The sequence below is a fragment of the Proteus cibi genome (assembly GCF_003144405.1).
Classification (GTDB): Bacteria; Pseudomonadota; Gammaproteobacteria; order Enterobacterales; family Enterobacteriaceae; genus Proteus; species Proteus cibi.
Genome location: NZ_PENW01000009.1, coordinates 305,569 through 321,847, shown reverse-complemented (window position 1 = coordinate 321,847; position 16,279 = coordinate 305,569). Strand labels below are relative to the sequence as shown.

Here is a 16,279-nt window from a genome sequence, read left to right as displayed (position 1 = left end):
AGCAATAAGATCATCGCATTGTTGTTACGCTTTTAAATGTTTGGCATGAAAAGCAACATGCTCACCAATAAAACTCGCCACAAAATAGTAACTGTGATCGTAGCCTTGATGTAAACCCAAACTATAAGTGAACTGCTTTTCATCACAGACGTTAGCAAATAGCTCAGGTTTTAATTGTTCTTGATAGAAGGGATCATCAAGACCGACATCAACACGCATCGGTAGCGGATTTTTCACTTCATTTAATAATGCAATGGTATCGTATTGTTTCCATAGTGCTGTATCTTCCCCTAAATACGCGTTGAAGGCTTTTTTGCCCCAGGGGACTTGTGATGGTGCAACTATCGGTGAAAATGCCGACATACTGCGATAACGCTCTGAATTTCGCAATCCAATCATTAATGCACCATGCCCCCCCATCGAATGCCCACTAATGGCACGTTGATGAGTCACTGGAAAATGCGCTTCTATCAGTGTAGGAAGTTCATCAACAATGTAATCATACATATTGTAATGAGTATTCCATGGCGTTTGTGTTGCATTGAGGTAGAACCCTGCGCCTTGCCCTAAATCATAAGCACTATCATCAGCAACACTTTCACCGCGAGGGCTGGTATCAGGTACAACTAAAATAATGCCATGTTGTGCCGCAAATTGTTGAGCGCCTGATTTAGTAATAAAATTTTGTTCGTTGCAGGTTAAGCCTGATAACCAATATAAAACAGGGTATTTTTGCTCTTCAGCCATAGGAGGAAGATAGATGGCAAATTTCATCTCACAATTTAACGTCTTTGATGTATGTTGATAGACTTCTTGCCAACCACCAAAGCAGGCGTGACGTTCAATCCTTTCCATTTTGACTCCTTTAAAAACAAAAACAAATCGACGAGGCATCGGTTTGAGGATGATTAATCGAAATGAATAACCGTTCGGATTGATTTACCTTCGTGCATTAAATCAAAAGCTTCGTTAATTTTTTCTAATGGTAGTTTATGGGTAACAAAAGGCTTAAGTTCGATATCGCCTTTCATTGCATCTTCAACCATACCGGGTAATTGGCTACGGCCTTTAACACCACCAAATGCTGTGCCTTTCCATGAACGACCAGTCACGAGTTGGAAAGGGCGCGTTGAGATCTCTTGCCCAGCCCCGGCGACACCAATAATAATCGATTGACCCCAGCCACGATGCGCACTTTCTAATGCCGCTCTCATGACATTAACGTTACCAATGCATTCGAAAGTATGATCAATACCCCATTGCGTCATTTCAACAAGGACTTGCTGAATGGGTTTGTCATAGTCATTAGGGTTCAAGCAATCTGTTGCGCCAAATTGGCGTGCTAATGCAAATTTTTCAGGATTGGTATCGATAGCAAAAATACGACCCGCTTTTGCTTGTCTTGCACCTTGAAGAACGGCGAGACCAATGCCTCCTAAACCAAACACAGCAACAGAGTCACCTTCTTGCACTTTTGCTGTATTGTGAACCGCACCAATACCAGTTGTTACGCCACAACCTAATAAGCAAACTTCTTCGTGATTAGCTTCTGGATTGATTTTTGCCAGAGATACTTCAGCCACTACAGTGTATTCGCTAAAAGTAGAGCATCCCATATAGTGATAAATAGGTTGTCCGTTATAAGAAAAACGCGTTGTCCCATCAGGCATTAACCCTTTACCCTGCGTTGCTCTGACTGCAACACATAAGTTGGTTTTGCCTGATTTACAGAATAAGCATTCGCCACATTCAGCGGTATACAGAGGAATAACGTGATCGCCCGGTTTAACACTGGTGACACCTTCACCGACTTCGACAACCACACCGGCACCTTCATGACCAAGAATAGCAGGGAATACACCTTCAGGATCATCGCCAGAAAGTGTAAATGCGTCTGTATGGCAAACACCTGTGTGACTAATTTTAATGAGCACTTCACCCGCTTGAGGTGGCATTACATCAACTTCAACGATTTTTAAAGGTTCTCCTGGTCCAAATGCGACCGCAGCACGAGATTTCATGGTGTATCCTTTTTGTTATTAACGCAGGTAAGTGCGGATAAGTGAAATGGCATCATCAACGGAATTTTTTTGATCTTCAGAAGAAGCGACGGCATCCATAAGACCTTCACGTAAATGACTTTCTAGCACACCTGCCATCAAGCCATTGATAGCGCCTCTGATGGCGGCAATTTGTTGTAATACCTGACCGCATTCATTTTCATTTTCAAGTGCAGTTTCTAATGCAAGAAGCTGGCCTTTTATTTTTCTTACGCGAGTTAACGCGGCTTTCTTTTCTGCTGGTGAGTGTGGCATACATAATCCTTAGATATACTATAGGGGAGTATAGTATTTAGGAGAATGTATGTACAGAGAGAGCAATAAAATGTGGAGTGATGAGAATAAATAAAAAATGATGCTGTAGAGAACCTGAGTTTTTGAACGCAAGGGAAGCAAAGGAATAAGAAAGAAGAGGGGAGAAATGATGTTTAGAGAACAGATTGGAAAAAGAAAGAGACAAAAACAAAAAAGACCCGCGATTGCGAGTCTTATCTGTTGATTTCGTGATAAACACGTTAGTAATCAATGGTGCGGGAGGCGAGACTTGAACTCGCACACCTTGCGGCGCCAGAACCTAAATCTGGTGCGTCTACCAATTTCGCCACTCCCGCAACAACTTGGAGAAAAAAAGACTCGCTCTGCGAGTCTCTCTTTTAAAATATGGCTGGGATACCAGGATTCGAACCTGGGAATGCCAGGATCAAAACCTGGTGCCTTACCGCTTGGCGATATCCCAAAAAATGGTGGCTATGACGGGATTCGAACCTGTGACCCCAACATTATGAGTGTTGTGCTCTAACCAGCTGAGCTACATAGCCGTATTGAATCTCGCTATCTTTCTTTTGAAAGATGGCTGGGGTACCAGGATTCGAACCTGGGAATGCCAGGATCAAAACCTGGTGCCTTACCGCTTGGCGATACCCCATCCGCTAATTCAATTGTCAACACGCTTATTTATCAGAAATATGGCTGGGATACCAGGATTCGAACCTGGGAATGCCAGGATCAAAACCTGGTGCCTTACCGCTTGGCGATACCCCATCCGCTAATTCAATTGTCAACACGCTTATTTATCAGAAATATGGCTGGGATACCAGGATTCGAACCTGGGAATGCCAGGATCAAAACCTGGTGCCTTACCGCTTGGCGATATCCCAACTGATAAATTCTTGACGAGGTTAAAATGGTGCGGGAGGCGAGACTTGAACTCGCACACCTTGCGGCGCCAGAACCTAAATCTGGTGCGTCTACCAATTTCGCCACTCCCGCAAAAAAGATGGTGGCTATGACGGGATTCGAACCTGTGACCCCAACATTATGAGTGTTGTGCTCTAACCAGCTGAGCTACATAGCCATCTTTTTTTGCATAACCTTCGTCGGCGTTGCGGGGCGCATTATGCGTATTACAGACAAATCCGTCAACTGCTTTTTGCATTAATTTTCGAGAAACGTGTCCGTTTGCTCGATGGTTAATCATTTTGTCGAAAAAAGATCCAAAAAACAACCTTGTTGATGAAAAATATCTCAAAGAATAAGGTGCAATGGTGTGTGAATAAAAAGAAAAAACAAAGCAGTAAGAGAAATGAGATTAAGTTAAAAAGGAAAAAGATGAAGAATAATAGGTATAAAAAAAGAAATGAGGTGAAAAACTCACGCTACATTTCTTTTTGTGGATATTAGTGATTGAATTTTAGACTTATTTCACAATACAGGTCAGAAAAGTATACATTCAACTCAAAAAGCATAATTTATCGACAATAAATTACTTTTCTAAGAGCTGTTGAAGTAATTCTCCATTGAGCATTGCGCGTTTAGTCAAGGCAAAAGCCCCTATGGCAGAACGATGATCAAGCTCTGATGTGACGACAGGAAGCTCTTCTCTGAATTCTTTTAATACTTGTGTATTAATACAACTTTGAATCGAGGGAAGTAAAACTTCAGCCGCTTCAGTCAATTCACCCGCTAAAACCACTTTTTGTGGGTTAAACAGGTTAATCGCGATCGCAATCGCTTTACCTAAGTGTAGACCCACTTGTTTGATGGTTTCGACGGCTAACGGGTCATTTTTAACTGCCGCTCGGCAAATATCTTGGATTTGGCACTGTGTTGGTGATAAATACTGGCTTGGATAGCCTTGCTCTAATTGATAGCGCACTTTGGCTTCGATAGCCGTATTAGATGCAATTGTTTCTAAGCAACCAAAATTGCCACAATGGCAACGTTCACCTAAAGGATCGATTTGAATATGACCAATCTCTCCGAGGTTACCGCGCTGGTTGAGCAGAATTTTATTATTAATAATCACACCCGCACCTGCACCACGATGTATCCGGACGAGTAGTGAGTCTTCACAATCACGCGTGGCACCAAAATAGTTTTCAGCGAGAGCAAGGCTTCGAATATCATGTCCCGCATAACAAGGCAGATTAAAGCGTTTTTCTAAACTATTTACCAAGGCCCAATTATCTACTTTCATATGAGGCATATAACGAACAATGCCTTTATTTGGATCAACAAGACCGGGTAAGATCACGGAAATTGAAATAAGCTCACGAATGCGACGATGATTTTGTTTAATAAAATCATCAATGGCATTGATGAGCAGGGCTTCAACTTCATTTTGAGTGCTCTGTTCTAAAGGGTAGTGTTGCTCAATGATGACTTTACCGCTCAGATCGTAAAGCGCGACAGTGGCATCATTACGCCCCAATCGGACACTGACTGTATTAAAATTACGGTGTTCAACAATAATAGAAATAGCGCGACGTCCACCTGTTGATGCCTGTTGATCAACCTCTTTGATTAAACCTCGTTCAAGCAACTGACGAGTAATTTTTGTCACACTGGCGGGCGCTAGTTGGCTTTGTTCGGCTATTTGGATACGGGAGATTGGCCCGTGTTGATCAATCAGTCGATACACAATCGCACTGTTAAGTTGTTTAACAAGATCGATATTGCCAATTTGCGTTTCAGTGTTGTTATGACTCATCAGCATATACATCCATTAGTTATTCAGTTATTTCGATACCATTGACAAACGTTGTGCAAAGATTGAAGTCCTTGTCGAAAGAAGTGAGGTTAGCAATTTTTCCAGCCTCAATTGTCCCCAATTCTTTCTCCATTCCAATTGCACGAGCAGGATAAAGTGTTGCCATCCGCAATGTTTCATCTAATGGAATACCTACATGGATCACACTATTTTTAATAGCACCAATCATGGTTAGTGATGATCCACTTAATGTGCCATCGGCATCGACACAAAGGCCATTACGATAATAGATGGTTTTACCTGCAAAAACGAAGCTATCCATCTCATTTTTACTAGGATCAAGTCCCGCTGGCGCAGTTGCGTCTGTGACTAAAAGTAGTTTGTCACCTTTCAGACGCTTACTGTTACGAATATTTGCCCATGAAACATGTAAACCATCGGCAATGATACCAGCATAAACTTCCGGTGTATCATAAATAGCACCTACAAGTCCCGGACCTCTGCCTGTAATATAAGGCATAGCATTGTAAAGGTGGGTCGATAATGAGATGCCATTACGGAATCCTTTACGGGCTTCTTCATAAGTCGAATTTGAATGACCCGCAGAAACAATGATACCTGCTTTGATTAATTGACGAACATACTTTTCATCAACCATTTCTGGCGCAAGGGTGATTTTGGCGATAACATCAGCATTATCGCACAAATAGTTAATCATCTGTGCACTTGGTTGACGAATGAATTGTGGATCATGAGTTCCTTTTTTAATCACATTGATATAAGGACCTTCTAAATGTAATCCCAACACTTTATTTTCATGTTTCTTCATATAAGCACGAGTTGCTTCAATGCCTATTTTCATCAATTCATCAGAACAGGTAATTAACGTTGGTAAATAGCTAGTGCAACCTAAACGTTCATTCGCTTTTTGCATAATGTCTAACGTTTCAACGGTGACATTTTCAACGGTGTCATTAAATTGCACACCACCACAGCCATTAACTTGTAAATCGATAAAACCAGGAGAGACAATTGCACCTTTCATATCACGGGTCGTGATATCTTTTGGCAGTTGATCCAGTGGGCAAACCTGCTCAATACGGGAGCCGTTAATAATAATGGCGTGGTTTTCTAAACGGTCGTAACCTGTATAAATAACCGTATTTGTTAAGGCAAACATACCTTTGTCTCCTGATAAGGGAAGTCTATCTAAAAAGCCGATATCAGCCAGCAAATTCTGGCTGATAAGTAAGAGAGTTTAGCCTTTTCCGCTACTTAATCAGTAGGTACTTATTTTACTAAACTTAGTCTTGGTATTTCTGACATTCTTGCGCTTCAATCTGTTGAAAATAACGCAATGTTTTTACTCGTAATTCCATGGTTGCAGGATCATCACACACTAAAATGGCTTTAGGGTGAAGTTGAACACAGGAAATCGTCCATAAATGGTTCACAGCGCCTTCTGTTGCTGCATGTACCGCTTGTGCTTTATTAAAACCGGTTGCCAAAATCATTAATTCTTCAGCATCTAATAATGTGCCTACACCAACCGTCAGAGCATATTTAGGAACATGATTAACATTATTGTCGAAGAAACGTGAATTTGCTAAACGTGTGTCTTCAGTTAGCGTTTTCATTCGAGTGCGTGAAGAGAGTGATGACGCAGGTTCATTAAATGCGATATGACCGTCGTTACCTACACCGCCCATAAACAAATTGATTTTGCCATAAGACTTAATTTTAGCCTCATAACGTTCGCATTCTGCTTGTGGATCTTCTGCATTACCGTTTAATAAATTGATATTTTCATCTTTAATATCAATATGATTAAAAAAGTTTTCATACATAAATGTACGATAACTTTGTGAATGATCTGATGGAATACCAACATATTCATCCATATTGAATGTCACAACGTGTTGGAAGCTGACCTTTCCTGCACGATGTAATTCAATTAACTCTTTATATGTCGCCAATGGCGTGCCACCAGTCGGTAAACCAAGTACGAAAGGGTGTTCTGCCGTTGGATTAAATGCGTTGATCTTCTCAACGATGTAATTTGCAGACCACTTACCAACTTGTTTTGCCGTGGATAGGGGGATTAACCTCATAGTAACCTCATAGAAAAAAGACAAATCTGATAACTCAGTAACGTGTTATTTCATCGTGTAATTATCAGTGGCTCATCTATACTCGTCATCCTTCAAGTTGCAAGGGTGTTGGCTACGCTCAGCTACCCGAATCACATACATGAGTATACTCATCGGGATATCTTTGTTTGCCGCCTACCTGCAACTCGAATGATTTAGAGTGTATAACACGAATTTCTTTTCATTTTTAGCTGATGATCGAAATGTCCCGCCAAAAGATATTTTTAATCATAAAATAAGCTTTCTGACTTAGCCAGCATTTCAGCTAAAAATTATACGATATTGGTGACTTAAATCACAAATTATGACTAATTAATTTGCGATACGAAATAAATTTTTTAGACTAAAAATGGAATTAAATAATTAGCTCATCAATTTTATTATAAAATATGAATGAGTATGAATAAGATCCCGCATAGGGGCTATCCAAGGGGGAGTTTGTGAATATTTTAAGTTATCTGCAGAAGATAGGACGGGCGCTGATGGTGCCTGTTGCTACATTACCTGCAGCAGCAATTCTGATGGGGATTGGCTACTGGATTGACCCAGTAGGCTGGGGTGGCGATAACGCGCTTGCTGCCTTACTTATCAAATCTGGTGCTGCTATCATCGACAATATGTCAGTCTTGTTTGCTATTGGTGTTGCTTATGGTATGTCGAAAGACAAAGACGGTGCAGCCGCTTTAACAGGATTTGTTGGGTTCTTAGTCGTGACAACACTTTGCTCTCCAGCTGCGGTGTCAATGATCAAAGGCCTACCTTTAGAAGAGGTTCCAGTTGCTTTTGGTAAAATCAATAACCAGTTTGTTGGGATCTTAGTTGGTGTACTTTCTGCCGAGCTTTATAACCGCTTTAGTAGCGTTGAACTGCCTCGCGCACTGTCGTTCTTTAGCGGCCGCCGTTTAGTTCCTATCCTAACCTCATTTTTAATGATCATCGTCGCCTTTATTTTAATGTATATCTGGCCTGTGATTTATGGCGGATTAGTCAGCTTTGGTGAAAGCATTAAAGATATGGGGGCATTAGGTGCGGGTATCTACGCATTCTTTAACCGTTTATTAATTCCAGTTGGCTTACACCATGCGTTGAATTCTGTATTCTGGTTTGACGTTGCTGGTATTAACGATATTCCTAACTTCCTCGCAGGTCAGCAAGCTATCGATTCTGGCTTAGCGACAGTAGGTGTAACAGGTCGTTATCAAGCAGGTTTCTTCCCTGTAATGATGTTTGGCTTACCGGGCGCAGCTCTTGCGATTTATCATTGCGCACGTAAAGAAAACAAAGCAAAAGTGGCGGGTATCATGATTGCTGGGGCATTTGCTGCTTTCTTTACCGGTATTACTGAACCACTTGAATTCTCCTTTATGTTCGTGGCACCAGTGCTTTATGTTATTCACGCATTCTTAATGGCGATTTCTGTTTATATCGCGGCAAGTATGGAGTGGATTTCAGGATTCGGCTTTAGTGCAGGTTTAGTGGATATGTTCTTATCTTCACGTAACCCACTGGCTGTTCATTGGTACATGCTGATTGTTCAGGGTATTGTTTTCTTCTTTATTTATTATGGTATTTTCCGTTTCACTATCACTAAATTCAATCTGAAAACACCTGGTCGTGAAGATGATGTAATAGGTGATGAAACTGCGGATGGTTATGATGAAGATATCAAAACAGCGCCCGCAAATAGTAAAGAAGGTGTTCAGCAAGAAGCTCGTCAATATATCGCGGCTATCGGTGGTTCTGATAACTTAACGGGTATTGATGCGTGTATTACCCGTTTACGTTTAAATGTAAAAGATGCCACGATTGTTAATGATGCCTATGCAAAACGCTTAGGTGCATCAGGTGTTATTCGTTTAAACAAACAAAGCGTTCAAGTGATTGTGGGGACGCGTGCTGAATTAGTTGCTAACGCGATGCGTGATGTATTGACTCAAGGGCCAGTGCCGGCTTATGAAGCATCTTCTACTGCAACAGTATCGACTGAAAAAGCACCTGTAAAACAAGCCAACACAGATGCAAAAGTATTACTCGAAATGATTGCACCTTTTAATGGTGAAGTTGTGGCATTGAAAGATGTGCCTGATGAAGCGTTCTCTAGTGGTGTGGTTGGTGATGGTATAGCAATCAAACCAACCTCTAACATCGTGATGGCACCTGCGGCAGGTACTGTTGTTAAGATTTTTGATACAAACCATGCATTTTGTATTGAAACTGATAATGGTGTTGAAATCATCGTGCATATGGGGATTGATACCGTTGCGTTAGGTGGTAAAGGCTTCAAGCGTTTAGTTGAAGAAGGTACAGACGTTAAAGTTGGTCAGCCTATCTTAGAATTAGATCTTGAATATCTAAACGCGAATGCTAAATCGATGATAAGCCCTGTCATTGTTAGCAATATCGATGATTTTGATAAGATTGCTGAACAAGTTGCAGGCGTTGTGGTTGGAAATAAAACCGTTATCTACAACGTGCTAAAATAAATTTTATATAGATATTTAATCCTCTATAAAGAGATGGTTAAATAAGACGATAAAACGGGGAGTCTTTCGAACTTCCCGTTTTTTTATCTCTATTTTGATAAATATCTCAGGGGTGTATTTAGCTAAGGTATTTATGAAACCTGCTTATTGGATTATAGTGGGTTAATTATGCGTTTTGCTTTGAGGAAAAAATGACCATGAATGAGGCAGATGCCCGCCCAACGAACTTTATTCGTCAAATTATTGACGAAGATCTGGCTACCGGGAAACATGATAGCGTTCAAACGCGTTTCCCACCTGAACCTAATGGCTATCTTCATATCGGCCATGCGAAATCAATTTGCCTGAATTTTGGTATTGCTAAAGATTATCAGGGAAAATGTAATCTACGTTTTGATGATACCAATCCAGTAAAAGAAGATATTGAGTACATCAACTCAATTCAAAAAGATGTTCAGTGGTTAGGTTTCCAATGGGAAGGTAGCATTCATTACTCCTCAGATTATTTTGATCAACTTTATCAATATGCGATTGAGCTGATTAATAAAGGTTTAGCTTATGTTGATGAGTTAAGCGCTGAAGAAATTCGTGAATACCGCGGTACATTAAAAGAGCCGGGTAAAAATAGCCCTTATCGCTCACGTAGCGTAGAAGAAAACTTAGCATTATTTGAAAAAATGCGTGCTGGTGGCTTTGATGAAGGTAAAGCGTGTTTACGTGCGAAAATTGATATGGCATCACCATTTATTGTCATGCGTGATCCTGTGCTTTATCGTATTAAATTCGCTGAACACCACCAAACTGGAAATAAATGGTGCATTTATCCAATGTATGATTTTACCCACTGTATCTCTGATGCTCTGGAAAATATCACACATTCTTTATGTACTTTAGAATTCCAAGATAACCGCCGTTTATATGATTGGGTGCTGGATAATATCACTATCCCTTGTCATCCTCGTCAATATGAATTCTCACGTCTTAACCTTGAATACACAGTGATGTCAAAACGTAAGCTGAATCAGCTTGTGACTGAAAACATTGTGAATGGTTGGGATGACCCTCGTATGCCAACGATTTCAGGCTTACGTCGTCGTGGTTATACCGCAGAATCTATTCGTGAATTCTGTCTACGCATTGGTGTGACGAAACAAGAAAACAACGTCGAAATGGCAGCTTTAGAATCTTGTATTCGTGATGACTTAAACGAAAATGCACCACGCGCAATGGCGGTTATCGATCCCGTTCGTTTAGTGATTGAAAATATGCCTGAAGGCGAAGAAATTCTTGTTGCGCCAAATCACCCGAACAAACCAGAAATGGGAACGCGTGAAGTCCCATTTAGCCGTGAGATCTATATTGATCGCGCTGACTTCAAAGAAGAAGCAAATCGTCAATATAAACGTCTGGTGCTAGGTAAAGAAGTACGCTTACGTAATGCTTATGTGATTAAAGCAGAACGTGTCGAGAAAGACGAACAAGGCGAAATTACGACCATTTACTGTACTTATGATGCAGAGACTTTAAATAAAGATCCTGCTGATGGACGTAAAGTAAAAGGCGTTATTCACTGGGTAAGTATTCCACATGCTATTCCTGCTGAAATCCGTCTTTATGACCGTTTGTTTAGCGTACCAAACCCGGCTGCAGAAGATGATTTCTTATCAACAATTAACCCTGAATCATTAGTTATTCGTGAAGGTTTTGTTGAGCGTAGCTTAAAAGATGCGGCTATCGAAAAAGCGTATCAATTTGAGCGTGAAGGCTACTTCTGTGCAGATAAGCTTTCAACCGCGGATAAACTTGTGTTTAACCGCACTGTGGGCTTACGTGACACTTGGGCGAAGATTTCTCAGCAAGGTTAATCTGATGTGCTTAGAGTCACATTAGTACTTTAATGAATAAAATGCTCGGTAATTATTTATCGAGCATTTTTTTTTAGCTATTCTACAGCTTAGTTCGTTTTGTTTTTCAGCGATTGATATTAAATAGCGGCTCATCTTAATTTGATTAGCCTCTTTTTTTCTTTTTTCGGTGATAAGTTTTCATTTATTTCATTTGAAATAGTTTATTCACTATCACTTTATTCTTTTGTTTTTTCATACCATCACGCTAAATAAAACTGTAATAAGAAAAGTGTGATTCATACCACATATTTTACATCGTTAAAAAAGGTCATTTATAAATACTGCTTATTATTCCTTTTTATAAAAACGAAATTTGAATCATTTAAAGATTGATTTATAAAGTGTATTTAAATCAATAAACTAGAATGGTTTCCTATCAATCCTTATAAAAGCAATAAAATGAAACGATCATTTGGTTATGTGCCCTTGGTCATATTTTGATAAAAATTCTTTTTTTTAGGTTGATAATTCGCGTCGCGAAAAATATGCTGTTTCTAACCTAATTTAGGTTTTTTCCCCACTTGGGGTTTTATATTTGGAAATAGGCATTGTGCTTATTTCTTTTTTAGTCAAAGTCAAAGAGGAAACAATGCTATGGTTATGCAACATGCTAAACCAGGCAGGGTGGCACTTGCCGTTATGGGCGCATTGCTTGTAACTGCACTACCTGCAAAAATGTCTCATGCTGAAGGGTTTATTGATGACTCAACCTTAACCGGTGGTCTTTTTTATTGGCAACGTGACCGTGATAGAAAAGAGTTAACACCAAATAGCCCTGATTACGGCAAATACAAAGCTAACTTACACCATTCTACTTTTAACGCTAATCTGGATTTCTCCTCTGGTTACCTTGGTGATTTTATTGGTCTTGATTTAGCTGCTTTTGGTGCGGCTGAATTGAATAACAGTGGTCCTGCAGCACCTAATGAAATCGGTTTTAGTGATGCCAAAAGTCGCTGGGATGAAAAATGGACTGGCGATCGCAGTGGCATGAGTGTTTATAAAGCGGCTGCGAAATTCAAATTAGGCAATTTTTGGGCTCAAGGTGGATATATTCAACCCAAAGGCCAAAGCTTATTACGCCCACACTGGAGCTTCTTACCAGGAACTTACCGCGGTGCTGAAGCGGGTGCTGTTTTCGATTTCGATAAAAGTGGTGAATTGTCTTTCTCTTATATGTGGACAGATGAATATAAAGCACCATGGTATCGGAATATGTACAACTTCCGTAAAGCTGATCTAGAAACCAATATCAGCTATCTTCACTCTTTTGGCGCCAAATATGATTTCAAAAATAGCCTAGTATTAGAAGCGGCATTTGGTCAGGCAGATGGTTATATCGATCAGTATTTTGGCAAAGTTTCTTATGATTTCCCAATTGCTGATAATGCATTAAGAACGTCTTACCAATTCTACGGTGCTAAAGATAAAGTGACTGGTGGTGGCGTTAATGATGTTTATGATGGGCTGGCATGGTTACAAGCACTGACTTTTGGTTATACCTATAATGTATTTGACTTCAAAGTCGAAGGAACCTGGGTTAAAGCTGAAGGTAATCAAGGTTATTTCTTACAACGTATGACGCCGGGTTGGGCAACATCTAATGGTCGCCTTGATGTCTGGTGGGATGGCCGTTCGGACTTTAACGCCAATGGAGAAAAAGCGCTTTATGCTGGCGTTATGTATGATCTGAAAAATTGGGATCTATCGGGTTGGGCGGTAGGGACTTCTTATATTTACGCATGGGATGCGAAGCCAAGTGGTAAAGCCATTTATGACCAAGGTCAGCGTATTAGAGAAAGTGCATGGAATGCGGATATTATGTATACGGTTCAAGAAGGTCGAGCTAAAGGTACTCTCTTTAAGCTTCACTATACCCGTTATGATAACCACTCTGATATTCCAAGTTATGAAGGTGGTTTTGGCAATATTTTCCAAGATGAAAAAGACGTTAAGTTTAACGTGATAATGCCATTCACTATTTTCTAATATCAAGATAAGGATAAAGTGTATTAATTGCACTTTATCCTAAATAAAACTAAAAAAACTAAATACGATTACGATAAGTAAAAATAAGTAGTAGAAGGTAGGGATGTGTTAATTAAGAAAAACCTTATAAATAAGCCTCGTTAATAAGGTGTAGTTGTTAGTAGCAGTAGTAAGAAGTCGATGAGTAGAAGCAAAAGAGTTGAAGTAAAAAGTAGTCATGAGTGGTGTTAAAATCGCAGTATGTAGTAAAAGTAATGAAGTAAAGTCGTCATGTCATGTCGTCTGAGATAAATGTGAGTGGGTTATGTTTATCTTCTGGCTTCAGTTATTTCGCAGAATTTGCGTAAGGTATTTACCCTAAGTAAAGGCAGTCAGAGTGGGTATCGTAGTGGGGGGTAAATACCTTTATTTTTTTATTCCTTTCTTTTTCGTCCTTTTCATCCTTGTACGTTTTTTTATTCTATGGCAAATTTCTTGCCATTCATTTTGTCTCACCTTATTTATTATTCTGCATTGAATGCTATTCGATAATGCAAGTTTTCAGGAAGAAGCATGTTAAAACGATTGGATGATTTTTTATTAGAGCCACCACTAAAGCCTTTTAAAGGTATAAAACGATTTATTGTTGAATTTCTTTTTTTTGGTGTGAAAGAAGCGCGTTCTTGTTTATTTGCGGGATTTTTCTTTTTTATTTTATTTGCAACACCAAGTAAGGGTGTCTTTGGCATACCTCGTTATGATGTGCTTCTTATTCTCGCTATTGCTTTTCAGTTATGGATGGTTTGGGGAAAGCTGGAAACATGGGATGAATTAAAAGCGATTTGTTTTTTCCACATTGTTGGCTTTGTGATGGAGTTATTTAAAACATCAGCGGCAATTGGTTCATGGAAATACCCTGATTTTGCTTATACGAAATTGTGGGAAGTTCCTTTATTTACAGGATTTATGTATTCGGCGGTAGGAAGTTATTTAATTCAAGCATGGCGTTTTTTAAAAGTTCGTATAGATAATTATCCGCCTTATTGGCTAGCAACATTAGTTGCTCTTGCGATTTATATTAATTTCTTTTCTCATCACTTTATCGGTGATTATCGATGGTACTTAACGGCGTTTATTTTAGGTCTTTATGCTCGTAGTGTGGTTTATTTTACGCCTTATGATACAGAGCGAAAAATGCCCTTATTACTTGCTTTTGTTCTGATAGGTTTCTTTATTTGGCTTGCTGAGAATTTCGGTACATTTTTTGGTGTTTGGCAATATCCTAACCAAATTGGTGCTTGGTCTGCTGTACATGCAGGCAAATGGGGCTCTTGGTCACTATTGGTCATTGTCACATTTACGATTGTGGTGCATTTAAAACATATCAAACACAGTATTAGTGTGGTGAAGTAGAGATATTTATATACCTAATATTGAGCAATAAAAAAGGAACTGTGAACAGTTCCTTTTTTTTACTGAGAGATTATCCAGAATGAATTATTTCTCATCATGTGCGTGGCTATCTTCTTTACAATTACCTTCAGCACAATGGCCATATAAATAAAGGCTATGATTGGAAAGTTTGATACCATGACGTTCAGCGATGTTTCTTTGGCGTAATTCAATTGCATCGTCTGTAAACTCGATAACTTTACCACAATCAAGACAAATTAGATGGTCATGATGGTGTTGTTGAGTTAATTCAAATACTGATTTGCCACCTTCAAAATTATGTCGGGTAACAATACCAGCATCATCAAATTGGTTTAAGACGCGATACACTGTTGCCAGACCAATCTCTTCACCGATATCAATAAGTTTTTTGTAGAGATCTTCAGCACTGACATGATGGCACTCAGGATCCTGGAGCACTTCCAAGATCTTTAAGCGAGGAAGTGTAACTTTTAACCCAGCATTTTTTAACGCTTTATTATTGTCGGTCATGCGGATTTAATCCTGTTGCTAATGGTGAATTTAATTTTTGTGCTCACAAATGGGTTTTATTCATTCATACTCGGGTGAATAAATAACCTCATTGATTATAGGCATGATATTTAAAAATAAACACCCCACCTATCACACTATCTTAGCACACCATTGAATAATTATCATTCTCAATATTGAGTATTTATATTATCCCAGAATTTCGTCTAGGCTCATTTCTTCTTTAATTTGAGCAACCCAAGCGTCAACACGCTCTTCGGTTAATTCTGGTTGACGATCTTCATCAATGGCAAGGCCGATAAAATGATTATCATCTGCAAGCCCTTTAGAGGCTTCGAAATGATAACCTTCTGTTGGCCAATGTCCTACGATAACGGCACCACGAGGTTCAATAATATCGCGGATAGTCCCCATTGCATCACAGAAATATTCTGCGTAGTCTTCTTGGTCACCACAACCAAATAGTGCAACAAGCTTACCATTGAAATCAATATCTTCTAGTGTTGGGAAAAAATCATCCCAATCACATTGTGCTTCACCATAATACCAAGTAGGAATACCTAGTAACAGAATATCGAACGCTTCGATGTCTTCTTGACTAGATTTTGCAATATCATGAACTTCGGCATTATCAGCGCCCAGTCTTTCTTTAAGCATTTTGGCAATATTTTCTGTGTTGCCAGTATCACTGCCGAAGAATATTCCTATGATTGCCATAAAGTGAGATAACCTCTTTTATTCTAAAATCGTTATATTTCAAATTGTAGCGTTATTGACT

12 protein-coding genes and 8 tRNA genes are annotated in these 16,279 nt (G+C 39.5%); 4 read left to right on the top strand and 16 right to left on the bottom strand.

The genetic code is table 11. The annotated features are described in order from the left end of the window. Nucleotides 1-24 precede the first annotated feature (24 nt). The 14 genes from fghA to nagB all read right to left on the bottom strand — a co-directional run bounded on the left by fghA (nt 25) and on the right by nagB (nt 7,160). Nucleotides 25-855: an S-formylglutathione hydrolase gene (gene fghA / locus DK865_RS05410; RefSeq protein ID WP_109391397.1), complete on the bottom strand. Its 831-nt coding sequence runs from the start codon at nt 853-855 to the stop codon at nt 25-27. A 53-nt stretch (nt 856-908) separates the two neighbouring features. After that, complete coding sequence (locus tag DK865_RS05405) at nt 909-2,021, bottom strand: S-(hydroxymethyl)glutathione dehydrogenase/class III alcohol dehydrogenase (RefSeq protein WP_023581158.1); 1,113 nt, start codon at nt 2,019-2,021, stop codon at nt 909-911. Nucleotides 2,022-2,039: 18 nt separating this feature from the next. Then, a complete protein-coding gene (gene frmR / locus DK865_RS05400) occupies nt 2,040-2,315 on the bottom strand; it encodes a formaldehyde-responsive transcriptional repressor FrmR (RefSeq protein WP_023581159.1) in 276 nt (91 codons plus the stop codon). Between the two features lie 271 nt (nt 2,316-2,586). Beyond that, a tRNA-Leu gene (locus DK865_RS05395) sits at nt 2,587-2,671 on the bottom strand. A gap of 50 nt (nt 2,672-2,721) precedes the next feature. Beyond that, nucleotides 2,722-2,796 (bottom strand) — tRNA-Gln (locus DK865_RS05390). A gap of 5 nt (nt 2,797-2,801) precedes the next feature. Next, nucleotides 2,802-2,878 (bottom strand) — tRNA-Met (locus DK865_RS05385). Between the two features lie 32 nt (nt 2,879-2,910). Then, nucleotides 2,911-2,985 (bottom strand) — tRNA-Gln (locus DK865_RS05380). Between the two features lie 41 nt (nt 2,986-3,026). Further along, nucleotides 3,027-3,101: transfer RNA gene (locus DK865_RS05375), tRNA-Gln, on the bottom strand. A 41-nt stretch (nt 3,102-3,142) separates the two neighbouring features. Then, nucleotides 3,143-3,217: transfer RNA gene (locus DK865_RS05370), tRNA-Gln, on the bottom strand. 27 nt (nt 3,218-3,244) lie between these two features. Further along, a tRNA-Leu gene (locus DK865_RS05365) sits at nt 3,245-3,329 on the bottom strand. A gap of 8 nt (nt 3,330-3,337) precedes the next feature. Then, nucleotides 3,338-3,414 (bottom strand) — tRNA-Met (locus DK865_RS05360). A 408-nt stretch (nt 3,415-3,822) separates the two neighbouring features. Continuing rightward, nucleotides 3,823-5,055, bottom strand: a complete 1,233-nt coding sequence (gene nagC, locus DK865_RS05355) for a DNA-binding transcriptional regulator NagC (protein ID WP_109391396.1) — start codon at nt 5,053-5,055, stop codon at nt 3,823-3,825. A gap of 13 nt (nt 5,056-5,068) precedes the next feature. Further along, entirely contained in the window at nt 5,069-6,229 is a 1,161-nt protein-coding gene (gene nagA, locus DK865_RS05350; RefSeq protein ID WP_109391395.1) for an N-acetylglucosamine-6-phosphate deacetylase, read from the bottom strand. Nucleotides 6,230-6,353: 124 nt separating this feature from the next. Further along, the gene (nagB, locus tag DK865_RS05345) at nt 6,354-7,160 is read right to left on the bottom strand and encodes a glucosamine-6-phosphate deaminase (RefSeq protein ID WP_069370072.1); all 807 of its coding nucleotides are present in this window, start codon (nt 7,158-7,160) and stop codon (nt 6,354-6,356) included. A 479-nt stretch (nt 7,161-7,639) separates the two neighbouring features. Between nagB and nagE the strand changes: the two genes are divergently transcribed. The 4 genes from nagE to DK865_RS05325 all read left to right on the top strand — a co-directional run bounded on the left by nagE (nt 7,640) and on the right by DK865_RS05325 (nt 14,970). Further along, nucleotides 7,640-9,682: an N-acetylglucosamine-specific PTS transporter subunit IIBC gene (gene nagE, locus DK865_RS05340; protein ID WP_036912062.1), complete on the top strand. Its 2,043-nt coding sequence runs from the start codon at nt 7,640-7,642 to the stop codon at nt 9,680-9,682. Nucleotides 9,683-9,879: 197 nt separating this feature from the next. Beyond that, nucleotides 9,880-11,547, top strand: coding sequence for a glutamine--tRNA ligase (gene glnS / locus DK865_RS05335; protein WP_109391394.1), 1,668 nt, complete (start codon nt 9,880-9,882; stop codon nt 11,545-11,547). 636 nt (nt 11,548-12,183) lie between these two features. Then, nucleotides 12,184-13,578, top strand: coding sequence for a chitoporin ChiP (chiP, locus tag DK865_RS05330; protein WP_109391393.1), 1,395 nt, complete (start codon nt 12,184-12,186; stop codon nt 13,576-13,578). A 552-nt stretch (nt 13,579-14,130) separates the two neighbouring features. Then, complete coding sequence (locus DK865_RS05325; RefSeq protein ID WP_109391392.1) at nt 14,131-14,970, top strand: DUF817 domain-containing protein; 840 nt, start codon at nt 14,131-14,133, stop codon at nt 14,968-14,970. An 84-nt stretch (nt 14,971-15,054) separates the two neighbouring features. On the opposite strand, the gene fur is transcribed toward DK865_RS05325, so the two are convergent. Further along, the gene (gene fur, locus DK865_RS05320) at nt 15,055-15,501 is read right to left on the bottom strand and encodes a ferric iron uptake transcriptional regulator (protein ID WP_023581171.1); all 447 of its coding nucleotides are present in this window, start codon (nt 15,499-15,501) and stop codon (nt 15,055-15,057) included. Between the two features lie 189 nt (nt 15,502-15,690). Further along, entirely contained in the window at nt 15,691-16,218 is a 528-nt protein-coding gene (gene fldA / locus DK865_RS05315) for a flavodoxin FldA (RefSeq protein ID WP_109391391.1), read from the bottom strand. Nucleotides 16,219-16,279: the final 61 nt, after the last annotated feature.